We start from the raw sequence: 24,078 nt of genomic DNA, 5'->3' as shown, positions 1-24,078 counted from the left end.
GCCCATCGTCGGGCGATTAGCGACGCCTGCGTCGTTACCGCGCAGGGTTTTCACCTCAAACTTCCAGTTGGCGCACGTCCAGCCACTGCGGTGTCTGCTCAAGTGCCGCAGCGACCAGCAGTAACAAGTCTTCGCGACCGCGGGCGGCTATCACCTGCACGCCAACTGGCATCCCGGTCTCACTGCGGTACATCGGCACCGACATCGCCGGTTGACCCGTCAGGTTAGCGAGTTGGGTGAAAGGCGTCCGCTTGAGGCTTGTCTGCACCAGTGTGTCGACGAGGCCAACCTTCTGCAGCACTTTCGCGATCCCGAACTTGTCCACGACCGATATCAGCGCCCGTTCCATCCCCGTTGGCGCTAGCTCACCAATCTTCGCAGGCATCATCGCTGTGGTTGGCGTCAAGTAGAGGTCGTACGTCTCGTGGAATGCTTCCATCTGCACCGCAGCCTTGTCCCACTCACGCAGGGTCATCACAAATTCGGCCGCTGACGTTGTTTTTCCCAGCACAGCGAGCATCCACGTCGTCGGTTCCACGTCCCCGAGCTTGACTTTGCGGCCAAGAATCGACTCAAGTGCCATCAACTCCGCGCCCACTTCAGCGAAATACATCGTGATGTAGCTCTTGGCGAGCTGCAGCCCGTCGACGGGCGCAGTTGCTTCTGTCACGTGGTGACCGAGCAATTCGAACAGGCGTGCTGTGTCGAGTACTGCTTGGCGACAAGCAGGATCTACCGCAGTTCCTAGCGGAGAAGTGACCGAAAACGCAACGTTGAGCGCGCGAGGGTGCGGCATATCGATGACTCGCAAGTAACTACCGTCAAAACGAGGAGGCAAAAACGCCCGGCCCTTCTCTTCCGTGATTAAAGCGTCGAGCACCGCGGCGCTGTCACGCACGCTTTTCGTCAGCACATGACTGACTGACGCGCCCTGCCAGTGTCGACTCAACTGCGGGCCGACCGGGGTGCGTCCGCGCGTCGGTTTAAGTCCGAAAAGTCCACAGTACGCGGCAGGAATGCGGATCGATCCACCGCCGTCACTAGCCCCCGCCAGCGGCACCATCCCCGCTGCCACTGCAGCAGCGGAGCCCCCACTCGAGCCACCTGGTGTGACATCTGGACTCCACGGGTTGCGCGTCGGTCCGTTGTGCTCGGGTTCCGTCACAGCCATCAGCGCAAATTCTGGCACGTTTGTGTAACCGAGAAAGACAAACCCCGCCTGACGCATCTGCCTTGTGTAGAGTGAGTCTTCGGTCGCGCGATTGCCTTGGTACGCGCGAGAGCCGAATGTCATCGGCTCACCCTCGACTTCCTGGTACATGTCTTTCAGCAAGATGGGCACTCCAGCAAATGGCGCGTCAACCACAGTCTCGGCCTGCTTACGCGCCTGCTCGTACATTTTGTGTGTAACGGCGTTCAACTTGGGATTGATCCGTTCGATCTCGGTGATCGCCTGCTCCACCAGTTCCTTCGGCTCGACTTCGCGAGCCTTGACCAGTTTTGACAGCGCTGTGGCGTCATAATCTCGATACAGGGAACTCACAAAGCTCTGCCCCCTCCCAACACATGCAACACCCAGGAACATGCCTTCCCCGCATCCCGAACTGCTGTCTGTCGGCCGCTCCGGGTTCCCACTTACCCGTGAAGTCGCTTCCAGACTATGCTCTGTAAGACCAACTCTTGCCCGTGAGCGACGGTGCTCACAACCACCTGATATGTTCCCCGTGTCCCGACAGTCTCTTCCGTAACTGCCTTCGCACTGACCAGTGTGTCTCCATTGACATGGAGTGTCACGTCAAATGAAGATGCACTGCGCAGTCGCGACAGGGCAGTTCCGTAAGCGGGGTTGTTTGCCAGTTGAGTCCCAGCTACGGTCGGCAGCAGGTTGTGCAGATAAACTGCACTGCCGTCAGCTGACGCGTGCAACCACGCGAGGTACAGGGTGACTAATGCACTTGACGCCGTCAGCGGTTGATTGCTCTCCGTGAAGTGAAGGCTCGGAGCACCCGAGTAGTGCAAGGTTCCCATCGGCAGTGAATTCGTCGACAGCGTCAATCCCTCTTGGGCCAATTTCGATGGCACTTTCGCATAGTACCCTGAAGCGGTCGACGTGGACGCAGATGTTGCAGTGGTGGTCTGTGACTGTACGAGTCTTGCTGAAACGAGGTAGCGATACGGCGTTAGGTACAACGCGTCGAGCGGATAACAAGCCTCCAGTAGGAGCGATGGCTGGGAGGAGTTGTACACGGGTGTCCCAGTGTGCACAATTCTGTGTCCAGTCACTTGGAATGTCTGCGTCTGCCCGGGTAGCTTGACAATAATGTCATCCCCCGGTTGCAGTTGATTGATGTGGCGAAACCACGTCGCATTGTGAGCCGCTAAAATCGAGGTGCCGATTTGCCCCGGCATCACACTGGCGCTTAGATGACCGACCCCAACGTTCAGTTCGCTGTCGCTTGTACCCTGAAGAACAGGCGCTGTCAGGCCAATCTTGGCCACCTGGAGTTCTCCGAGCACACTCTTTGCGGGAACGTGTGTCGTGATGGAGACTGTTGACATCGGCACAGTTGTTCCTGAGGACGTTGTCGAAGTGACCGTCGTCGTGAGATTGGAAGACGTGATGAGGTGCTGCGCCTGATGCAGTAGTTGGTTGCCACGTATGCGAGAGTGTATGTAGAAATAGGGAATGCGCGCCAAAACGACTAGGCCCGCTGCAGCCACGAGACCGCCAGAAACCATCAACCAGTTAAATTGTCGATTGCGTCGGCGGCGTGCCACAGCGAGCCCTCCTCTCACGCTAACATGCTTGCAAGCGAGTCCTTATTTCTCAGCTTCTTGCCGACGCCGGCGACGCGCATTCTGCATGATGAGGAAACCGAATGCGACGGTCAACACACCGACGATCAGATTCGTGAGCCACGCGAAGCCAGTTGAGACCGCGGTGCCGCCAGGGATTGGCTGCTTACCTGTCGGTTGCTTACCTGTTGGTTGCTTGCTCGGCGGCGTCACCGGGGTCTTGTTAGCAACGACGATAAAGTCCGCATTCCCGATTACGGAGAGACTGACTTGCCCGGCCTTCACGGTCGCACCAGGCACGGCGACCAGGCCTTTTGTCGCACTCAACTCATAAACCTGCGCACCTGCCGGAATAGACTGGTCCACATACTGAACAGTCACTGCCTTTGTCGGCATGTCCAGTTGTGGGAAATCCACGCCAAGCTCCGACACCACTTTGTCGCCAGTCGGCGCTAGCGACTGCAGAGCAGCGAGCGACTCCTGAGTAACCGCGACGTTGTCGCTGTACGCAACTGCCCCAGCCGGCGCCGTGACGGTCACCTGGCCGCCCCCAAGCGTTGTGGACCAGGAGTTTCCGCTCGGCGAGGCAGGATTCGTGGCAAGACTCGTTGTCACTGCATTTGCCGAGCCTGCTGCCGCTCCCACTGGCAGAGACAACTTTGCGAGTTCTTGCTCCAGCAGAGTCGCGAGCACCTCCTGCCCTGCAACAGTCGGGTGTACGTCGCCCTCGGCCACACGGACGAGCGTTGTTTGTTTGCCGTTAAATGCGCTGTACGCATTAAGAACAGGCACGCCCGTTGCTGTCCCGACTTGAGCAATCGCCAGGTTAGCGGCTGTGATGAACTGTTCTCCCACAGCGGACAGCGGTGTTCCGGCCGGGAACGGATCATACAAGTTGTAGAGGATGACCGGGGCATTCGTCTCTGCCTTAATCGCTGCAACCGTTTTCGTCAAGTTGCTGCCCAACTGCATAATTGCCTGCTGAAACTGCTGTTGCTCTGCGGGAGTAATCGTCACCGTGCTGCCGCTCAACGCCTCTTGCAGCAGTCCCAAACGGCTGGCTAGACCGAGCAAGTCGTTGCTGCCAACATCAATTGTAACCACTCGTGCACTTTGGACGGCTCGCTGAAAATTCGGTGACGACACCGCGGTCAGCAAGTCGCCTGACGTCCAACTCGGCACCCCGAGGTCAGTCACTGGCAGGTTGTCCACCTGGCCGACCAAATAGGGGTAAGCCTGCGCATCCGGGTTCAAATTCGCAGGGTTCAGGTTGTACCCGAACGTGATTGAGTCGCCAAGTGCGACCAATCCTCCTGAGTAGCTCACGCTGGATTGAGTAGAGTTCGTAGAGTTAGCGTTACCAGCGGCCCATGCCGTTGGCGCCAACATGGTAAGCACTGCGGCTGCCCCGACACCTGCTAACCACACTCTGCTCCTCCGTTGCTCTCTTGCATTCTTCTTCATCTGCGTCCTCCTCCACATTCACCTTCTGCACGCATACACAGGCCAAGGTGCGACAAGCAGTGACTTTCCCCGCCTCCTGATGTCACTACGAATTCTACCGGAAACAAACAAAGCTTGCACCGGATCTCGGAAAATTTCGCTAGCGAGTGACACACGAGTGAGCGATAGAATTGCTGCACAACAAAATGAGGCTGCCCGACACTGACGTGTCTAAGCAGCCCCCTCGAGCATCAGAAGGTTATTGATTGGATTCTACGGGTACTTGGCCATCTGGAATGTACTGTTTGGCACGCAACCAATCAAGCACCTGCGCTACACAAGAAACCACCGAGTCATTGTCGGTGTGCAGGACAATCTCCGGACTGGTCGGTCGTTCATAGGGAGAAGAGATGCCAGTAAAGTTCGCGATCTGGCCATCCTTTGCGCGCTTGTACAAGCCCTTCGGATCGCGCTCCTCACAGACCTCGAGCGCACAGTCTACAAAAACCTCCACGAATTCGCCGTCTTCGTAGCGCGTGCGGGCGGCGTCGCGGTCTTCCTGATAAGGAGAAATAAGGGCGGTGATGACAATAATCCCTGCATCCACGAACAGCTTCGAGACTTCCGCCACACGCCGAACGTTTTCTGTGCGGTCGTCGGCTGAGAAACCGAGGTCTGAGTTCAGTCCCATCCGAAGGTTATCGCCGTCCAGCAGGTACGCTTGAAGACCCTGCTCGTGAAGAACAGCTTGTAGGGCATTCGCCACGGTTGATTTCCCCGCACCGGACAACCCTGTTAGCCACAGAACAAAGCTGTGGTGACCATTCTGATCACGGCGGTCGGCCTTTTGAATCGGTGAATCGTTCCAAGTCAGGTTTCGTTCGGTCGTCGACAACCTGGACTCCCCTTCCGGCACTTAAATTTCCTCGCATAGCATACCACGCTTGACCGAAGCGGAAAAGGGGACAAATTCTGTAGAGCCAGACTAAGGTGGTCATTGCGCCGTAAGCTTTTATGTAAGTTGCCGCCAAGGAACCTTCCTGGCGGCACAAAATTCCAATTCAGGTTAAAAGGGCGGCGGGTTGTCAAAGATGTTGGTCGAGTTAGCATCGGCATCCGAGCGTAGAGGGTACGCGCCATCGTCGCCCGTAGATACGGTGGCCTCATCGCCTTGACCATTCCGAGCCATCTTTATCGCCCCGCGGTAGTCGACGACCCTGCCATCTGCGAATCGAAACTGCACAATGTCACCGTCAGCATTCTTTCGCACACCAACGACCCGGTTGCGGTGCGCGATGCGCTCCGCTGCAGTGCCGCCCTCGCGCCCGTTCGCCACTTGTTCGCCCGCGGTATAGACCTGACTGTGGCCTGTCATGGGCTCTTCCCCACTTGGCCGTCATCTGTCTGTTCCTGCTCAAGGTTCTGTACCTGATGTGGAGCCGGCTTGCGGGCGGTGACTCGAGAACTGTGACCAGCCTGGGAACTGGTCTGTGCGCTGTTTGACTTTGGATAGTTAAAGGTTTTACTGCTCACCCCGGGTTCCCCCCTCGCGTCTGTGGTTCTCCGTTAGCGTGTAACGGTCCCACTAGCGCTATGCGCGAGGGTGAGCGGTAAACTCCGGCAGCTCTCGGATCAAATCGAGGAAATGCGCCAAAATGCGGGCGGTTAGCCCCCAAATGACGTACCCGTCAAACTCGTAAAACAGTTGCGGGACATGGCCTTGACGCCACCGGTACTGTCTCCCGTTTGGTACTAGATGGTACGGGAAGTCATCTCCAGGTGTATGAGTAAACGTCATGTCGTACACATCCGGCTTGGCCTGCAAGAGCCGCTCCAGCGAGACCGTAAAGACCTCTGCCACTTCCGCCTGGTTGGGACAGAGCTTTGTGCCCTCGGCAATTACGCCAGCAAATGGATATACAATCAACTGTCCAAAGCCGACCAAGACATCCAGGTCGCCGACCACCTCAATGGAGCCCTCGTCGACGCCAAGTTCTTCACAGGTCTCTCGCACAGCGGCCGTACGCGTGTCCGCATCATCCAAGTTCACGTGACCGCCTGGAAAACAAATCTCCCCTGCCTGGCGTCTCAGTGTCGCCGCTCGTTTTTCAAACAGGACGCCAAATTCGCCGTCCTGCATTTGCACGAGTGGCACCAGTACGGCTGTCTTTACGTACTGTTCGTGGCCGAGGATACCGCACTTGTGCCCTCGCAGGCGCTCGGTTACCGCGCGTACCGTTGCCGTACTCTTCACAGCAGCAGAGCCTCACTCACCACAATACCGTCTTCATCGGCGTACAAATACTGCCCAGGAACATAATTGATGCCGCCAAAGCGAACGGGTTCGCCCACGCTGCCAACACCAACTCTCCGAGGCCTGCGCGGATTGCTGCCGAGGGCAAATACACCGACCTGTTGCTCGGCTAGTTCGAGTACGTCGCGCACGGCACCGAACACGACTATTCCCGACAGTCCTCGCTCTGCTGCAATTTGGGCGAGGTTGCCTCCCACCAAGGCACGCCGAAGCCCCCCCCCGCCGTCCACGACAAGCACTGAACCGGGCGCCACCGTCTGAATCGCCTCTTTGACAAGCACATTGTCTTCATAGACACGCACGGTCGATATCGGACCGAAAAAACGTGGTACTTTGCCGTAACTGTGAAACGTCAGTTCACATACCTGTACCGCTTCTTCATGTTCGTCACACAGATCTGCTGTCCGGAAGTCCACATCATCACCTCACTTTTCATCTTGCACCGGAAGGGCTCTGTGTGCAACCGCTCTTGCGTGACCGAAGTCATGCGTGATATAACATTCACGTACTTAGGCGTATGTGTTTAACACACCCGTACGTATGTCCTCAAGATGGAGTGAGCGTTGGTGCCTACCGAAAAGGATGTCCGGCAGACGATTCTTCATGCACTTTCAGAACTGGCACAAGAACTGCCCGTCGACCAAATTGGCTTTGCCGATGTCGCGCGTCGAGCAAACGTCCACTGGACGACGGTGCGCCGTCACCTGGGGTCCCGAGAAGCCATGCGCACCGTGCTCAGAGAACAGCAGCAAGAACACGGTGTGGAATACGCCGACACGAAGACGCGAATTCTCGACGCTGCAGAACGGGTCTTTGCGGAACAAGGGTACGCGAACACGTCACTAGACGATGTCGCCACGGCGGCGAGCCTGACCAAGGGAGCCGTGTACTGGCACTTCGCTAGCAAGAGTGATTTGTTCTTGTCACTGCTTGAAAAAAACGTGTTTGACCACGTGCGCATGCTGCCTGAAAAAATCAAAGCCATCGCAAGCGCATCACAGGGGGCCGAGAGTGCCGTTGAGAACTGGCTGACACAAGAATTAGAGCGGTTGACGGCAGACAAACGACAGAGCCAACTGTTCTTCGAGTTCGTCTCATCCAGCCGTGACGAGGCCATCGAGGAGAAAATGCGTGACTTTCGGCGACGGGCGTTTGCCATCGCACTGCCGATGATTGAGCAACTGCAAATGAACGGTTTGCTGAGACGAGACGTCCCGGCACTGACGCTCGGCCTGATGGTACACGCCTTGTTCGACGGTCTTACCGTTGCATGGATGGTCGATCCCGAGGAAGTACAACCCAAACTTGTCGCGAAGGGTTTGGCCCAATTGTTAATGCACGGCATTGGCGGAACACTGATAGACAACAAATAGACAGCGGCTTAACCGAGTGGAGGGGAAGAGTGTTGTCGAGACAAAATCATCAGTCTGCACAACGTCAGTCGGCAGGGGGTAGAGAGAGAATCGGGTTTTCCCGGCACTACGCCCGTTTCATCGGTCGTTTTCGCTGGGCAATTCTCGCCTTTTGGCTGGTTGCAGTCGCAGCTACACATCTTTTCATGCCGAGTTTATCAAATGTCGTGGCTCATACCCCGGCTAACTATGTGCCAAACTCATCGAGCGTTATAGTTGGACAGAACTTACTGAACAGAGTCGACGCCAGTCACAGTTCAAAGAGTACAGCCGTGGTTGCCATCCACAATCCTAAGGGACTCACACAAACGGACAAAGCGGAATTCGCCAGCAAGTTAGCGGATATCAACAGTCACCTCGGCAAGTACGGCGTAGAGAGCGTCCAGTACATGGGCGATGTCAATAAACAAGTTGCATCGTCGTTCGTGAGCAAGGACGGGACAACCGAGATCGCGATCATCGGCTTTCCGTACGGCCAAGTGGCTAACCAGACGTCAAACTCGCTCACCCAGTTGCAGTCGTCGTTTGCGGGCGCTGTCCCATCCAATGCGAAGGTGTACTTCACGGGTGACGCGCCGATTCAGCTAGACGACATTCACATTTCGCAAAGCGGCACGTCGCGCACGGCGGTCGTCACGGTGGTCCTGGTGCTGGTCATTCTGCTGCTCGTCTTTCGGTCGCTCATCGCGCCGTTGGTGCCGCTCCTGTCGATTGGCTTTGCGTTTCTCGTCTCGTCGTCTATCGTGGCTTTGCTGGCCGAGCATGGCCTGCCAGTCTCAAACTTCACGCAAACCTTTCTCATCGCCACACTGTTCGGCGCGGGTACAGATTACTCGATTATCCTGATGAACCGATTCCGTGAAGAGTTGATGCGTGAACACGGAGACCGCGAACTCGCACTCGCCGATACGGTTCGCTCTGTCTCGAAGACCGTAGTCTTCAGCGGGTTAACTGTGCTCATCTCGTTCGCCATCCTCATCTTTGCGAAGTTTGGCCTCTATCGGAGCGCCGTCGGCGTCGCTGTTGGCATCGGCGTCGCGCTCATCACTTGTCTGACCCTCATCCCTGCTCTGATGAGCCTGCTTGGACCCGCGTTGTTCTGGCCGCGCAAACCGCGTCCTGGCATGGCACACACGCAGTCGAAATTCTGGCAGTTCACTGCTCGCACTTCAGCTCGGCGGCCGTGGTTGACACTGCTCGCGTTGGTCATCGTCCTGATGCCCATAGCGCTCTTGTTCACGAATCAACGCACATTTAACCCGATGGCTGACATCCCCAACGCGCCATCGGTCACTGGTTTCAATGTGGTTTCCAAAGCGTTCGGGCCAGGCAATGTGCTGCCTAGCCAAATTGTCTTGCATACGACGGCCAATCTGCGAACACCTGAAGGCTTGACGACGATTGAAAACATCTCACAGGCACTCGCGAAACAAAGCTCAATTCAGGAAGTGGAGAGCGCCACGCGACCGGTGGGAACGGTCATCACGAGTTTCCAACTAGCGAACCAAAACCAGCAGGCTGCAAGCGGGCTTGCGAAAGCCCAAGCAGGACTTTCCAAACTACAGTCCGGCCTCACACAAGCTGGCGGGAAACTCTCCTCTGGTGGCGGCGGTGCGAGCCAACTGACAAACGGGTCGAAACAAGTCACAAGTGGCGCAAGCCAAGTCGCGAGCGGGATGGGGCAGTTGTCGTCCGGCGCCGGGAATCTCTCCTCAGGTGCGGCACAGACCGCAAACGGCACGTCTCTGCTCGCAAACAACTTGCAAGCTTTGGCAACTGCTCTGCAGCAAGTGAATCAAGGTTCAACTCAGGTCGCGTCCGGGGTAAGCCAGTCTGCTCAAGCAGCAAGCCAGTTAGCCGCGGGAGTCGGCCAACTGTCAAAAGGCAGTCAACAGGCTTCCCAAGCTGCATCTTCACTCGCGAATGCCATTGCTGCCTGGGCTCAAAGCCACCCAGACACCACGAACAACCCGCAATGGACAACTATCACCCATCTCGCACAAGCCAGCAGTCAAGGCACAGCACAGCTTTCGTCTGCAGCCGAGCACGCGAGTCAAGGGGCAACCCAGTTGTCGAGCGGCCTCACAAAACTCCAGACCGGCTCCAGTCAACTGAATCAGGGCGTAAACCAGGCCGCTTATGGCGCATCGAAGCTCGCAACGGGCGCGCGTCAACTTGCCAACGGCTCCAAGCAAGTGGCGTCTGGCGCGTCGTCAATCGCCACCAACGCTGCGAAGTTGTCAAAGGGGGCCGCAGCAGTTAGCAGTGGCAGCAGCCAGGTCACAGGCGGCGTCGAAACGCTGACCTCTTCACTCGGGCTCATGTCGCCAGGTCTCAATCAGGCTGTCAACGGGATCGGACAGGTCAACCACGGCGTCGGCCAAGTCAAACAGTTCCTGCAAGCTTCCGGGCAGGCGTCCAAACATGGGAATCCTGGGTTTTACATTCCAGCATCCACTGTCTCGTCCAACCACAGCTTGTTGCAGGCCATGAACGCCTACATTTCACCGAACGGTCACACTGCGAAGTTCACGATTGTCTTGAACGCCAACCCGTATTCTAGGATTGCAATCGGTGACATTCCTAGCATCATGCAAGCTGCGCAACACGCCTTCGCGACAAGTCCGATATCGCATGGTCAGTTGTACGCAACTGGAACCACACCGACACAGGCGGAGCTAAACAGTCTCTCAACACAGGACTTCCACCTTGCTGTCGTACTGATTCTGACCACGATTTTCATTTTGCTGGTGGTCATGCTGCGCTCCATTCTGACGCCGCTGTACGTGATTTTGTCTCTCGCTGGGACGTACTTCATCACCATGGGACTGTTGCAGACCATCACACTTCATGTTCTGCACAAGCCCGGAATCAGTTGGCCAGTTCCATTCTTCGTGTTCCTGCTCCTCGTCGCACTCGGGGTCGACTACTGTATCTTCCTGCTGTCGCGCTTCGAAGAGGAGATGGCGAGCGGAATGAGTCCACGGCGCGCCATGGTCAAAGCGATGGGGCACATGGGGAACGTGGTCTTCTCCGCCGCGCTCATCATGGCTGGCACATTCGGATCGATGATGTCTGCCGGTGTGTCGTCCTTGATTGAGATTGGTCTTGGAATTGTCGTTGGACTCCTGCTCTACTTTGCTGTCATTCTCGGGTTCTTCGTGCCCGCTAGCGCATCGGTGTTCAACTGGGGTCACTACTGGCCGTTCGTATCCGAGCGGCATATGGTCCGTGCAAAGCGCCGCGCCCGCCGCGAAGAGGTTGTGCTGGAGTAGTACAGCGCGACAAATGGCGCCCCGTCTAGGCGCCACTTGTCTACGTCACACATTCGGGCTGCATGGATGGCCCAAACGCTGCCGCGCCGGAGGCACAAGCAGCAAGAGGGGCGAGAGTCGACGCTTGGCGTTGCGTGATGACATCGGGAAAACGGTAGCACACAGGGGGCATATAGTTTTCAGCGAGGTCCACACTAGAAGAGCAGTGCGGCACTGTGGTCCATGCTCCCTGAAGGAGGCGTTACCGTGTCCAAAGGCTCAAACCAGCACAACTCAATGCAAAACCAGAGTCCCTTAGCTGATGCTCAGGACTCAGTCAGTGCATCCGAGCGCGCCGTCAATGAGGCCCAGTCTCACCCGAGTCACGTGATGATCACGCAAGCCGAACATTCGCTATCCCACGCTAGAAGAGCTGTGCAAAGTGCCACCAACGACCCAAATCGGAAGGCATTTACTGAACTGCAAGAGCAACTCCAAGACGCAGAAGCCAATCTGCCTGAGACTGACGGCTAATTGCGAGCGAACAGGGAGTCGAAGGGTAACCTTTGGCTCCCTGCTGTTTGCAACTGGCGGCCGACCTCTTAGCTGTATCCTCAACCTTTCTAAACTCATGAACTTGCATCATAATAGCTTTGTCTGAACATTCCTTGTAGACTCGGAGGCGGACGAGATGATGTTTCACTCACTGTTTGAGAATGACGTTCCACCCTTCCTTCGTCACTGAGCGAAGGAGACTGGTCGTTCTCCCTTCGCCAGTGGACTCACGAAGTCCGAATGCGACGGAGGGGTATGGATGAATTCACGCTATGTCGGCGGCCTGTACATGGCACTTGCCGCGTGCATTTGGGGCGGCATGTATGTCGTCAGCAAAATCATGCTGACAGTTGTTCAGCCGCTGGAACTTGTCTGGCTCCGATACGTAGTGGCCCTCGTGGCACTAGCAATTTCCGTAGTCACAACTCGCCAATCTTGGAGAGTTCGGTGGAGGCACCTGCCCCTTGTGGCTGCTGTCGGCGTAATAGGCTATGCGGTGTCAATTTGGACGCAGTTTCTCGGCACAAAGCTTTCAACCGCGCAAATGGGCGCCATAATCACCTCAGCAACTCCTGCCTTTATGGTGTTGTTCGCCCGCCTGTTGTTGGCTGAAAAAATCACCGTTCGACGTGCGGCTTCTGTTGTACTCGCCACTGCAGGCGTGCTCATGATTGTCGGCATCGGCGGGTTAAGTCCCTCGTACAAACTCGGCGGAGTGATTCTGGTCGTTGCCGCACTCACTTGGGCCTTGATGTCTGTGTTGGTGAAGCGAATTCCACGAGACTATTCGCAACTAACGGTGACCCTGTACGCCATAGCAGTTGCAACTCTGTGTATGACACCAGTCGCTGTACCGCAACTGATGCACGCGTCACTAGGAATATGGTTACGTCCGAGCATGTGGGCTGGGCTTCTCTACATCGGCGTAGTCTCCACGGCCGGTGCGTTTTTTCTGTGGAATCAGGGATTGCAACTCGTCGACGCGTCATCCGGAGGATTGTTCTTCTTCTTTCAACCGCTTACAGGCACACTGCTCGGGTGGTTGATTCTCGGCGAAGCCATTGGCTGGTCGTTTTGGGCCGGAGCAGCTTTGATTGTAGGCAGCGTTTTACTGGTACTTCGGGACTCGTAGAACTGTGCTGACGTCTTAGGAGCGACAGCGCGGGACGGGGCGTGGCGCGGGCAGCATTAATGGGAAAATGGCCGTTTGCGGCTATTTTCATCATAATTTGTGCTCCGCAAGGAGCATGAGGGGTTATGGCGGTATCTGTCCTGTGATCCCGCTTGGTTTGCGCCACTTTGGCGCTATCTGCACCGTGGCCTCCCCGCATTGCGCCACTTTGGCGCTATTTCAGCCGGCATCCGCAGCATTGCGCCACTTTGGCGCTATCTGCACCGTGGCATCCCCGCATTGCGCCATTTTGGCGCTATTTCGGCCGGGATCCGCAGCATTGCGCCACTTTGGCGCTATCTGCACCGTGGCCTCCCACATTGCGCCACTTTGGCGCTATTTCAGCCGGGATCCGCAGCATAGCGCCACTTTGGCGCTATCTGCACCGTGGCCTCCCCGCATTGCGCCATTTTGGCGCTACTTCAGCCGGGATCCGCAGCATAGCGCCACTTTGGCGCTATCTGCACCGTGGCCTCCCCGCATTGCGCCATTTTGGCGCTATCTGCACCGTGGCCTCCCCGCATTGCGCCATTTTGGCGCTATTTCGGCCGAGATCCGCAGCATTGCGCCACTTTGGCGCTATCTGCACCGTGGCATCCCCGCATTGCGCCATTTTGGCGCTATTTCGGCCGGGATCCGCAGCATTGCGCCAGTTTGGCGCTATCTGCACCGTGGCATCCCCGCATTGCGCCACTTTGGCGCTATTTCAGCCGGGATCCGCAGCATTGCGCCACTTTGGCGCTATCTGCACCGTGGCCTCCCCGCATTGCGCCATTTTGGCGCTATTTCGGCCGAGATCCGCAGCATTGCGCCATTTTGGCCGTAGCGGCAGCGTGATCCCCGCCTAGTTTGCGCCATTCTCGCCGCAGCGGCAGCGGCAGCGTGGGCCCCACTTGGTCTGGGCCCCACTTGGTCTGGGCCGCTTTGGTCGTGGGTACCAGCGGGATCTCCTTCGTGTCGCGATACTTTGGCACAGTGGCAACCTCGGATGTCCGCGTACACACCTCTCGTCCCTGGTAATATACAATGTCCTTAACGGAAAGGCGTCTATTTCGCGGCGGGAAACTCGCTGTTCGTATTACACTAAACACTCATGAAGGGGTCAAATTCGGATGACAGACAGCATAACCAATCCTAAGGTTGACGAGTTTTTGCGAAAGTCCAAAACCTGGAGGACCGAATATGAGACATTGAGAAAGATTGCCCTAGACTCTGGATTGACCGAAGAATTTAAGTGGATGCATCCTTGTTACACATTTGAAAACAAAAACGTTGTTTTAATCCACGGCTTTAAAGACTATTGTGCTCTGCTGTTCCATAAAGGCGCCTTGATGCAGGACCCCGCAGGCATTCTGATTCAGCAAACCGAGAATGTACAGGCTGCGCGCCAAATTCGCTTCACCAACATCCAGGAGATCACGGACATGGAGGACATCTTGACCGCGTATATCGCCGAGGCAGTTGCAGTGGAAAAATCGGGGCTAACAGTAAACCTCAAGAAGACGGCAGAGTTCACAGTTCCACAGGAACTAAACGATAAGTTTGCTGAGATGCCGGCGCTGAAAGCCGCTTTTGAGACATTGACACCAGGGAGGCAACGAGCGTACATACTTTATTTTTCTCAGCCTAAACAGTCTCAAACTCGGGTGTCAAGGGTTGAAAAGTGTGTGCCACGAATTCTAGAAGGCAAAGGGTTAAACGACTAGAGTGCTTTCTCAGGGCGCCCCGGACCGAGTTTGATGCCATGTTGCACACGATAGACCAAAGTCGGATTTGTCCGTCGACATCAAGGAACGCAAGCCTACAACCTTACGCCAATGGTGCGTGCGTTTGAATTGGCTCGATTGATGTACGTTGAGACTATGCTTGCAATATCCGTCCTAGCAACACCCGGGTGGAGACACCTCCAAGTCGCCGTTCAGGTCGTTTTTCTTTGGGTCACAAGAGGCTCGTGCCCGCAGAGTACCCCCTGCTACTCCGACGATAAGCACTCCTACAATCACTGCAGCCACATACGAATACAATTCCACCATACCTGGGACTGAACTTCGGTTTTAAATTTGATTTCGCTAAGACTAGATGAGCCATCGGTGACTGCATTTGGCACACTTGTGCAGTTTCCTTGACCACTACATCGCCACGGCGTATGCCTACTACGCGATGAATGGAGTATATCCGGCGGAGTTTCCGTGTCCTCCGACACCAATGGCTCCATCACATACATGTGGGAGGAGCAGTTGGTGTTCAGATATCGTTTTCACCACAAAGGGGCTGTTCAACAGCCCCTTTGTGGCTCTGATTTAGTTTTTGTTTTGGAAGGTAAAGCTAATTGTATCTCCGCCGCCGATCTCGGGTGTGAACGAGTTTGCCGGATGTGTAAGGGCGACATTCAGTTGAAGAACGGAATCCTTGTCGGTAAAAACATAGTACATGCCGCTCTGTGTATAGGTTTTATCCAAGCGCAGACTACTTGCCAAGTCCACGTTTGGCAAAGCGACCGTGAAAAGACCGTTTGAGAGCGTAGGATTCTGATATGCCGTTTGCATGTTCCCATGAGTCAGTGCGAGAATTAGACCGTTATTTGCTACTTGTACGGACTCTAAGGTGATATACCCCTGCTGAGATGTGTTGGGCGCCTTACTTCCGTTATGAACAACTGGGTCCACCCATTGAGGCCACTGGTTATCAGTCGGCCACCAATAAGACCCACCGCCTGCCGGAGTCTGATAATTTTTTAACGTATACCCCGGAATGGCTTGGAGCATGGTGAGCTTTCTATGGATGCTGTTAATCAATTGTTCATCCAGAGAACGTTCTTGCGCGGGCACATAAGCAAGCATGGCTGGCGATACCTTAGAAGACCACAATCGCGTATCTTGCGCAATTGCCTGTGATGGTTCGATCGGCCCAGCCGATTTCGCTATTTCCACTGCATACATCGCTTTGAGCATTGGCTGACTAAACACGTAGACTTGGCTCTGAGCACTGTTTACAACAGTGTTCGGCGATGTTGCGTTGGTTAAGGTTGAGTTACTTGTGTTGATCTCATTTGGAGTTGCTGTATTGGTAGAGTTTGCTCCATTGGATGCAGTGGCGCCAACTACGGATTTTGGAGAGTTCGGGGTATGCCCTGTACCGCACCCCGCTACCAATCCGACGCTTGCTAAACCTGCTATGGCGCCAAGGACAATTTTCTTCATCATCGGTTTGTTCCTCCCTAATGCAGTCGGTCGTGCCCTTCACCCTGTACACATATAGGAGAGACGCTGTAACTTCGGATTTGGTTACACATTTTCAACATTCCTTTCCTGTTCTATATTTTTCTTCAATTGCAATTGTGGGACCGTAGGGAGACAGCGATTCGTTCTGGATTATCGCAGGTGAAGCGGGCGGAAGAAATCCTCGAAGAGCAATATGACGGACACGAGGCTCGTGACTCTGTGTAGCTTCGGATGATCACGTTTTACCGTTGTGGTGTGACTACCTCTCGGCGCTGGCTAGTTTACACAGGTGAACTGCTGGAGGAAGATGGACGTGGGTACGGCGTGTAGGTTGCAGAGGGAACTTGGCCCGTGAGATGTGAGAGCGAATAGTCGCATCAAGCACTCAAGGAAGTTCGTCGACTGACGGACGCTGCTGTGTGCTATCCGCATTTCAGGTGGACTAAGGGTCTTGCTTGACAATCTGCACAGTCAAAAAAGACCAGGTGAGGAAAAATCATAAGCGGGGTGTTATCTGTGTTTGTTCCGAGAACGTATCGGATGGACCACGGCGAGGCCATTCAATTTATGAAGTCTCAGCCATTCGCCCTACTAGTCACGGTCGCCGAACATCGTCCCATTGCCACTCACCTGCCCGTACAGATTCGTGAGGGTGACGGGAAGCTTTATGTGACAGGGCACATTGCATACGGAAACATGCAAAAGAAGACTTTGGACAACAACGATAACGTGTTGCTGATTTTTCAAGGGCCGCACGCTTACATTTCGGCCAGTTGGTATACGGTTGAAGAGGTGCCTACATGGGACTACTTATCCGTCCATGCCTACGGCACCGCGAGCATCATGAGCCAGGAGGAGTTGAAATCGGAATTGAACATACTGCTCAACCGCTACGAGTCTCACCGAGAAAACGGGCGGCTCTGGCAGACATTCGATGCCGAGTTGCTTGAGAGCGAAATGAAAGGTATCGTCGGTTTTAGCATCGAGATCACCTCGATTGAAGCGGCAGCAAAAATGAGCCAAAATCGTTCGGACTTGGATTACAAACGAATCGTTACAGAACTAGAGAATTCTGATGAACAAACGAATGTTCAAGTCGCGCAGTGGATGCGCGAGCAACGCAAGGGACTGTTTGAATGATTGGGTTCATCACGACACCCTGCGTTCTTGGGTTTCTCTACCGTGCGGTTGCTTACGAATGGGGAATGAAGCTTGACGATTAAGCTCGGCACACACAATGGTAGTTTTCACTGCGATGACGTCGTTGCATTTGTGATTTTGGCACTCTTGTTTGACGACCACACCCTCACCAGAACGCGGGATAAGGAGCTGCTTGGGGAACAAGACATCGTCTTTGATGTTGGCGGAGGGTCGCTCGACCATCACTTCACGGATAAGCCCTATCGAGAGAATGGCATACCCTATGCAGCAGCTGGACTGGTATGGCGAGCCTATGGGTTAAAGTTGCTACACACAGTGGCTCCATCGCTGACGGACGACGAGCGTCTGAAAGTGCATTTGGATATGGATGTACTCTTCTTCCAGGGAATCGACGCGGTTGATAACGGGGTCAATGTGGACACGTCGCTTCCCTTGATTTCCCTACCGCTTATCGTGAATGGGTTCAATCCTCCCTTTGACAGTGGTGAAAACGAAGATGCTGCGTTTTATCGGGCGGCGGACATCGTTAAGGTTGTCTTTCTCAATTACCTGAACAGGCGCCTTGAACAGTACCGCGTTCGTGACCTGGTCCAAGAAGCATTTGAGAATCGCCAAGACCCCAGGGTGCTTGTCCTTGATAAGGGTGGTCCTTGGCTTGAAGCGCTTCTCGCTCTGGACAATAAGGAAGAAGTGTTGTTTGTGGTCTTTCCGGATAAGCATCACGGCTATAGGATTCAGACAGTGAAAAAAGACCCCGCTAGCTTCGATGCCAGAAAGAACCTGCCTGCTTCGTGGGCAGGGCTTGACGCTGATGAACTTGGTCAAGTGATTGGTATAGACGACGCCATTTTTGTCCATCCCGCCCGCTTCATTGGTGGCGCATTGAGCTTTGAGAGTGTCATGAAAATGGCCAAACTGGCCTTAGAGGAATGAAACGAAGAACCGGAGAACCGGAGCGCGCCCATGATAGGCGGGCGCGCTCGGTATCGTGATCGCAAATGTGCTTACGCGGGGTCTTCAGCGGTTTTGTTCTCTTGGTAGTACTCTTTGCCTTTCAGTTTGATTTCCGGCAGGAAGAACGTTCCAACGAAGCACAATATAGCGAATACCAACCCCAGTTGAAATAAGTGTTGAACACCAAATGTGAGGGATACTTTTACGGCGTCCATGAGTTGGGTGTACATTTGATGACCGGTCGCGCCGTATTTGCTAAACTCGCCTGAAATCTTCTGCTGTGCTTGCTTCGTCAACAGCGATTGAGGATTAATCCCTTTCAGTTTTGATTCGAATTGTTTCAGAGATGGAGGCAGGGTTTTACCAAGTTTGGAACTGAAGTTTTTGGCCAGAATGGAACCAAAGATCGGTGAAGCGATGACTCCCCCTAACGACGAGACAAATTGCTGCGTTGAATTGACAGTACCCATAATTTTGTAAGGAAACGCGTTTTGAACAACCATGTTCATGAGCGGCATCAACGAGCCGATACCGAGACCCAGGACGACCATGTCAAGCATAACCGTGCCCCACGTCGTATGAACGTTCATTTGATTCAGCAACAGAGACCCGACTACAATGACAGCGCCACTGATCCAAGCGAGGTACTTATAACGACCCGTTCTTGACATCACTTGGCCAGACACTATGCTGCCGACGATGAAGCCAATCATCATTGGCGTCATCACCCAACCGCTCTCTTGCGCATTCAGCCCGATGACTCCTTGCACGAAGACGGGCAGAAACATGAGGCTGCCGAACATCGTCATACCAACCAAAACACCTAAAACGAGTGAAGTACTGAAGATGCGGTTTTTGAATAAACTTGGCGTCAACACCGGATCAGGGGCTTTACGCTCCCACAAAATAAAGGCCATGAGCACAACCAAACCGCCGATGAAAAGTGTTAATTCAACGGGCGAACCCCAGGCATACTTTGTACCTGCCCATGTAAAACCAAGGAGAATTGGGACCAAGCCAACAATGAGGATGACTGACCCGAGCCAATCGACTTTGACTCGGTGTTCTGCCCGTACCGTTGGCAACGTAAAGATCACGCCAACGATTGCAAGCAGGGCGAACGGCAAGTTAATGTAGAACACCCACCGCCATGAAAACGAGTCTGTGATCCAGCCACCGAGTGCAGGACCCACAATGCTTGAAATGCCAAAAACCGCCATCATAACGCCCATCCACTTCGCGCGCTCCTTCGGTGAGAAAATGTCACCGACTGTTGCACGCGGCATACTCATCATTGCGCCGGCGCCAATGCCCTGGAAGGCACGAGCCCAGACTAACTCCATCATTGAATGTGCCTGACCGGAAACGGCAGAACCAATTCCGAACATGATTAAGCCGAACAGATAAAACGGTTTCCGTCCGAAGACGTCAGACAGTTTTCCGTAAATTGGCACCGTGATCGAAGAAGCCATCATATACGCTGTGAACACCCACGCGTATAAGCTAAATCCGTGTAAGTCTCCAATAATCGTCGGCATCGCTGTAGAGACGACAGTCTGGTCCATGGACGAGAAAAACATTGTCAATAGGACCGTACCGAATGCCCACCATTTTCTTTGCCCAATAATCTGGTTTGTTGTTTGTACCGCTGCTGCTTGAGCCACTTCATTTACCCTCCACATTTGACAGTCGCAGAATTTCTTCGGCATTCATCGCCTGAGCAATCGACGCTAACGCCTCTAGCGTGCCGATAAATGATTCCAGTTCCTTTACACCCACCTGTTCTAGGCAATACTGTGTGATTTGCTTGCGCACGCCCAGAACGTGGTTTAGTTTTGCTTTGCCTTTCTCGGTTAATTCAGTGATGACAACTCGGCGGTCGTTTGTACTTCTGACACGAGTTACAAAGCCATGGGATTCTAATCGGTCGAGCATGACCGTAATCGAGCTTGGAGAGACCTCCAGCTTTTCCGCAAGTTTTGATACCGTGCATGGATTCTCTTGTTCTAAGAAATACAGCATAAAAACCTGACCCGGCGTTAAGTCCAGTTGCATCCGAGCAATCAGTTCAGGACCAAGGTTTTTCGACAGGACAAACAGAGATTTCTCAAAGCGGTCCGATAACACGTCAATGTTCTTGTGGCTCATGGATCCCCCTCGTTTTGATTCCCCACCTTCAATATTAAACACTATAATTATTTATTCGCGGAACGTTTATACTGTATGTGTAAATCAATGATTCGTCAAGAGGAATTATTCAGGACCGATACCGTTCTTACGAAATAAGGGATGTCATGTCGTTGACATGGAAAATTCGCAGGTGGTTAGAAATTGAATGTGCCACAGCGCGACTTTAGTAGTTCCATTTTGTCCAAGGCAGCCATGAAAAAATGTGAGTGCCGAATTGTAAGAGCGACAGACAGGACTGGGAGCATGCTTGTTCATCCCTCCCTTCGCTCGGATGGGGACAACGTCGATGACGTGGGGGTGAAAAAGTGGTTGGATTGAGAAAAGTCGCTAGGTGCGACTCAGGTAATAACACGTATGTGGGGGCATCTTAGGACTAGTGATTCAGTCTGAGTCTCTAGGTTTGATTCCGGCGATGACTAGGTCGAACATGCGGTTGGCCCTATCAGAGGCGGACGCATGCTCCGTTGCCAAGACAATTCCGTAAACAAGTCGCAGCACATCGACCAGTTCTACATCTGTTCGTACTTCTCCCGCCTTCTGAGCCCTGTGGAACAACACTTCCGCAGCCATCAGCATTCCTTCGTAGGCGATATGGATTTCCGACTCCTGATCATGTTTGGCTGCCATAACGGCTGCACCCATGCTCCGCCCCTGAGCTGCGAAATCCATCTGAAAATGAAGCCAGTTCACCAGGGCATCTAACGGCCGGGGATCTATAGCGAGTTCTTCTGCCCGTTTTGTCAACGTATTGGTGGCGTCCAGAAAGAGTGCCTCCAGGAGGTGTTGCCTAGTGGGGAAATGGCGGTACAAGGTTCCAATCGCAACCCCGGCAGACCTGGCTATGTCTTCGAGCACAATGTCTTCACCGTGTTTCGCGACCGCGCTACGGGCCGCTGTCAACAGGCTTGCGTGGTTGCGCTGTGCGTCGGCTCGCATGTGTCGACAGTTCTGTACGAAATTGTTCATCTCTCGTAACTCCCCCTCACCTGACACACCCAGGTCTTGTGCTGGACCACGTTTACAATTTTCCTGAACGGAAATGCCTTGACAAAGTGAGGCACCCTCCGTTACTATGCGGAGGCATCCTCAGTTTACCACAATCGCCCTTCTTCCGCTGACACCGTAACGTTCAGCGCACTCACCAAAGAACGTTTGGGATGCTCAGCCAGCGGACCTCGTACTGATCCATGATCTCCAATGTCGGAGACGGTTCCTGATTCAACAGAACAGTTGAATGATGAACAGCTTTGTCGGATGGCAACAGAAGAAGCCTACCGTTCGACATTATCGGCACCTGCACGCGCGTCTCTAGGTGTCGTACCGACGTTGCCTGGCCAACGATTACCACCCCAGCATTACGGCACCCCTTGGAAGCGCGGGTGGCCACTCATGCAGGGCAAAATCATCGTGACATATCCGGTAGCGGTCAACTCTCTTACAAGTTCTTGACTGATGACTATTCGGAATACACAAAAGGAGCGGAAACGCACATGTCAGCTCAGCTCGCGAGCACAGAAAAGGAAGACATTTCACTTCGGGCTCTACTCCCACCACTCTTTGCTATTATTGTGGGAATGATTATGGTCATACTCGACAATACCGTCGTGAACGTGGCAATCCCGACTTTAGTCAAGGACTTTCACAGTTCGCTGTCCGTCGTTCAGTGGACCGTAACAGGCTATACCCTATCGCTGTCGGCCGTTATACCGTTGTCTGGTTGGTTGAGTGACAAATTGGGAGCCAAAACCCTCTTTCTGCTGTCCATCGCACTCTTCACCTTGGGCTCTGTGTTGTGTTCAACGGCTGATTCAGCTGGATTGCTCATCACGTACCGTATCATCCAGGGTCTTGGCGGTGGTATGGTCATGCCGGTCGGTATGGCATTTGTATATCGGCTTGCACCCCCAGATAAAGTCGGAGCGCTCATGGGCATGCTTGGGATACCGATGCTGTTAGCCCCTGCTGTCGGCCCGATTCTATCAGGGTGGTTTGTGGAGTACTCGACGTGGCATTGGATCTTTCTTATCAACCTTCCCATTGGAATTGTCGGGATTGTATTTGGTCTCCTATGGTTACCGAAGATTGCTCGGAAGGCAGCAGCGGCGCTTGATGTAGCTGGAATGTTTCTCGGTCCCATTGCGTTTGTTGCCCTTTCATATGCCGTTAATGAGGGGGGCAACGATGGCTGGGGGGCCACGCGCACCATCGTTAGCTTGCTCATAGGCGTCATCGTGTTGATTGCCTTCGTCATTTTTGAGCTTCGTCAGCGGCAACCGCTGCTGGAGTTAAAGACGTTTCGGTCCGGCAATTTCACGCGTGGCGTGATCGTTCTATGGGTGAGTCAAATTGCGTTATTTGGGGCGATCATCATCGTTCCGCTATACCTTCAGAATGTCCGTGAATACAGCGCCTTCCATACCGGACTCATCATGCTGCCGCAGGCAATCGCCGCCGCCGTTTTCATGCCAATTGGTGGTCGCTTGTTCGACAAAATCGGTGCGCGACCACTCGCCGCGACAGGTCTCGGCGCCGTGACGGCCGCACTGGTGTGGCTGTCGCAAATCAACACAAGTACACCCCTTATTGAAACCATGATCCCGCTTGCGTTGATGGGCGCCGGGATGGGGATGTCGATGATGCCGCTGAATACGCACGTACTTCAAGCTGCTCCACGCGAACTAGTCAGCCGAGTAACACCACTCACCAATGCAGGTCAGCAAGTTATGGTATCCTTCTCCGTCGCCGGACTCACGGGATTTTTGACTTCCCGTATCACATCCAACATGGCCGCTCACGACAGTCTCAAAGCAGCCACAATCTCCGGTTTCAGTGACACATACTTGTTGGCGGCGGCTATCGCGATGATTGGTTTTGTCGTTTCTTTCGTTGTCACTCGTCCAAAAAGATTAGAGCAAGGTGCGATATCAGCTATAGATGTCCTACCGACGCATTAAGAAGAAATGCAAAATTAATGTGGTATACGGCGATGGACCTTCCGTCTTCGGAAGGCCCATCGCCGCTTTGCATTGGAGGTGCACGTTTTCTCTATTCATAAATTGGACAGGCGGCCTGGCAGGATGGGTCAGTGGACCACGCTGCAGCGGGCTTAGTCTGGCCGCCCACGCTGGGGCAGGACCGTGCCGGAGCGAACCGTGCGCCGGGGTCGTGCGCCGGGATCTCGATATGACGGGTCGGGTCGGGGGGCTCAACCACACAGGCGTCGCCAATCGTTGCGGAGTTGCGTGATCCCGGCCGTGGGCGATGGGCCGTGGGCAATGGGCCGTGGGCAAGTAACAGTGCGCAAAATGATCGCTGAGGACGGCAGAAGCTGAGTTTTGGCGGAATTAACGCTCATATAGTGCGCTGTGACGTCTAGAATGGGCAGAATCAGGCCCTTTTGCGAATACAGCGCACTTTTTGATCACGAAACCCCCGAGTTATGTCACCTTCGGCGTCTTAGCGTACAATTTGACCGTTGCAACTCTGCATAGCGTCCATTTTGATCACGACCGTCACGCCGAGCGCGACTGCCAAGTCACAGTGCGCAAAATGATCGCTGCGGACGGCGGAAGCTGAGTTTTGGCGGAATTAACGCTCATATAGTGCG

At 54.3% G+C, this 24,078-nt stretch carries 21 protein-coding genes; 9 read left to right on the top strand and 12 right to left on the bottom strand.

The genetic code is table 11. From position 1 onward, the window contains the following. Window positions 1–55 precede the first annotated feature (55 nt). The 8 genes from JC200_RS16010 to rraA form a co-directional block, all read right to left on the bottom strand. Window positions 56–1,543: an amidase family protein gene (locus JC200_RS16010; protein ID WP_274432685.1), complete on the bottom strand. Its 1,488-nt coding sequence runs from the start codon at window positions 1,541–1,543 to the stop codon at window positions 56–58. A 92-nt stretch (window positions 1,544–1,635) separates the two neighbouring features. Next, the gene (locus JC200_RS16005; protein ID WP_274432684.1) at window positions 1,636–2,778 is read right to left on the bottom strand and encodes a class D sortase; all 1,143 of its coding nucleotides are present in this window, start codon (window positions 2,776–2,778) and stop codon (window positions 1,636–1,638) included. Between the two features lie 42 nt (window positions 2,779–2,820). Continuing rightward, the gene (locus JC200_RS16000; RefSeq protein WP_274432683.1) at window positions 2,821–4,260 is read right to left on the bottom strand and encodes an SGNH/GDSL hydrolase family protein; all 1,440 of its coding nucleotides are present in this window, start codon (window positions 4,258–4,260) and stop codon (window positions 2,821–2,823) included. 238 nt (window positions 4,261–4,498) lie between these two features. After that, window positions 4,499–5,134: an adenylyl-sulfate kinase gene (gene cysC / locus JC200_RS15995; protein ID WP_274432682.1), complete on the bottom strand. Its 636-nt coding sequence runs from the start codon at window positions 5,132–5,134 to the stop codon at window positions 4,499–4,501. 171 nt (window positions 5,135–5,305) lie between these two features. Continuing rightward, on the bottom strand, window positions 5,306–5,614 hold the full coding sequence (locus JC200_RS15990; RefSeq protein ID WP_274432681.1) for a DUF3892 domain-containing protein: 309 nt from the start codon (window positions 5,612–5,614) through the stop codon (window positions 5,306–5,308). Continuing rightward, on the bottom strand, window positions 5,611–5,772 hold the full coding sequence (locus JC200_RS15985) for a hypothetical protein (RefSeq protein WP_274432680.1): 162 nt from the start codon (window positions 5,770–5,772) through the stop codon (window positions 5,611–5,613). Before JC200_RS15985 ends, JC200_RS15990 begins: the two co-directional genes overlap by 4 nt. Window positions 5,773–5,830: 58 nt before the next feature. Then, entirely contained in the window at window positions 5,831–6,493 is a 663-nt protein-coding gene (locus tag JC200_RS15980; RefSeq protein WP_274432679.1) for an NUDIX hydrolase, read from the bottom strand. Continuing rightward, window positions 6,490–6,969: a ribonuclease E activity regulator RraA gene (rraA, locus tag JC200_RS15975; protein WP_274432678.1), complete on the bottom strand. Its 480-nt coding sequence runs from the start codon at window positions 6,967–6,969 to the stop codon at window positions 6,490–6,492. Before rraA ends, JC200_RS15980 begins: the two co-directional genes overlap by 4 nt. Before the next feature lie 150 nt (window positions 6,970–7,119). On the opposite strand from rraA, the gene JC200_RS15970 reads away from it, so the two are divergent. From JC200_RS15970 to JC200_RS15945, 6 genes are all read left to right on the top strand, one after another. Next, the gene (locus JC200_RS15970; RefSeq protein ID WP_274432677.1) at window positions 7,120–7,926 is read left to right on the top strand and encodes a TetR/AcrR family transcriptional regulator; all 807 of its coding nucleotides are present in this window, start codon (window positions 7,120–7,122) and stop codon (window positions 7,924–7,926) included. Window positions 7,927–7,958: 32 nt separating this feature from the next. Beyond that, on the top strand, window positions 7,959–11,240 hold the full coding sequence (locus JC200_RS15965; RefSeq protein ID WP_274432676.1) for an MMPL family transporter: 3,282 nt from the start codon (window positions 7,959–7,961) through the stop codon (window positions 11,238–11,240). A gap of 246 nt (window positions 11,241–11,486) precedes the next feature. Beyond that, window positions 11,487–11,753: a hypothetical protein gene (locus JC200_RS15960; protein ID WP_274432675.1), complete on the top strand. Its 267-nt coding sequence runs from the start codon at window positions 11,487–11,489 to the stop codon at window positions 11,751–11,753. A gap of 280 nt (window positions 11,754–12,033) precedes the next feature. Then, window positions 12,034–12,906 (top strand): DMT family transporter, encoded by an 873-nt coding sequence (locus JC200_RS15955; protein WP_274432674.1) that lies wholly within the window; start codon window positions 12,034–12,036, stop codon window positions 12,904–12,906. Between the two features lie 115 nt (window positions 12,907–13,021). Continuing rightward, on the top strand, window positions 13,022–13,771 hold the full coding sequence (locus JC200_RS15950) for a hypothetical protein (protein WP_274432673.1): 750 nt from the start codon (window positions 13,022–13,024) through the stop codon (window positions 13,769–13,771). A gap of 286 nt (window positions 13,772–14,057) precedes the next feature. Then, complete coding sequence (locus JC200_RS15945) at window positions 14,058–14,651, top strand: YdeI/OmpD-associated family protein (RefSeq protein ID WP_274432672.1); 594 nt, start codon at window positions 14,058–14,060, stop codon at window positions 14,649–14,651. A 594-nt stretch (window positions 14,652–15,245) separates the two neighbouring features. On the opposite strand, the gene JC200_RS15940 is transcribed toward JC200_RS15945, so the two are convergent. Then, entirely contained in the window at window positions 15,246–16,148 is a 903-nt protein-coding gene (locus tag JC200_RS15940; RefSeq protein WP_274432671.1) for a hypothetical protein, read from the bottom strand. Window positions 16,149–16,682: 534 nt separating this feature from the next. On the opposite strand from JC200_RS15940, the gene JC200_RS15935 reads away from it, so the two are divergent. Both JC200_RS15935 and JC200_RS15930 read left to right on the top strand, forming a co-directional pair. After that, a complete protein-coding gene (locus tag JC200_RS15935; protein ID WP_274432670.1) occupies window positions 16,683–17,306 on the top strand; it encodes an FMN-binding negative transcriptional regulator in 624 nt (207 codons plus the stop codon). 72 nt (window positions 17,307–17,378) lie between these two features. Next, on the top strand, window positions 17,379–18,260 hold the full coding sequence (locus tag JC200_RS15930) for an MYG1 family protein (RefSeq protein ID WP_274432669.1): 882 nt from the start codon (window positions 17,379–17,381) through the stop codon (window positions 18,258–18,260). 71 nt (window positions 18,261–18,331) lie between these two features. Here the strand turns inward: JC200_RS15930 and JC200_RS15925 are convergent, their stop codons facing one another. From JC200_RS15925 to JC200_RS15915, 3 genes are all read right to left on the bottom strand, one after another. Then, the gene (locus JC200_RS15925) at window positions 18,332–19,945 is read right to left on the bottom strand and encodes an MDR family MFS transporter (protein WP_274432668.1); all 1,614 of its coding nucleotides are present in this window, start codon (window positions 19,943–19,945) and stop codon (window positions 18,332–18,334) included. 1 nt (window position 19,946) lies between these two features. Then, window positions 19,947–20,429 carry a MarR family winged helix-turn-helix transcriptional regulator gene (locus tag JC200_RS15920; RefSeq protein WP_274432667.1) on the bottom strand — a complete coding sequence of 161 codons (483 nt, stop codon included), beginning with the start codon at window positions 20,427–20,429 and terminating at the stop codon, window positions 19,947–19,949. Between the two features lie 423 nt (window positions 20,430–20,852). Then, window positions 20,853–21,437, bottom strand: a complete 585-nt coding sequence (locus tag JC200_RS15915; RefSeq protein WP_274432666.1) for a TetR/AcrR family transcriptional regulator — start codon at window positions 21,435–21,437, stop codon at window positions 20,853–20,855. 524 nt (window positions 21,438–21,961) lie between these two features. Here JC200_RS15915 and JC200_RS15910 point away from each other — a divergent pair. Beyond that, window positions 21,962–23,425, top strand: a complete 1,464-nt coding sequence (locus tag JC200_RS15910) for a DHA2 family efflux MFS transporter permease subunit (protein WP_274432665.1) — start codon at window positions 21,962–21,964, stop codon at window positions 23,423–23,425. Window positions 23,426–24,078 lie beyond the last annotated feature (653 nt).

Origin of the sequence: Alicyclobacillus sp. ALC3 (assembly GCF_028751195.1) — a bacterium.
Classification (GTDB): domain Bacteria; phylum Bacillota; class Bacilli; order Alicyclobacillales; family Alicyclobacillaceae; genus Alicyclobacillus_L.
This window is presented reverse-complemented; position numbering and strand designations above follow the sequence as displayed.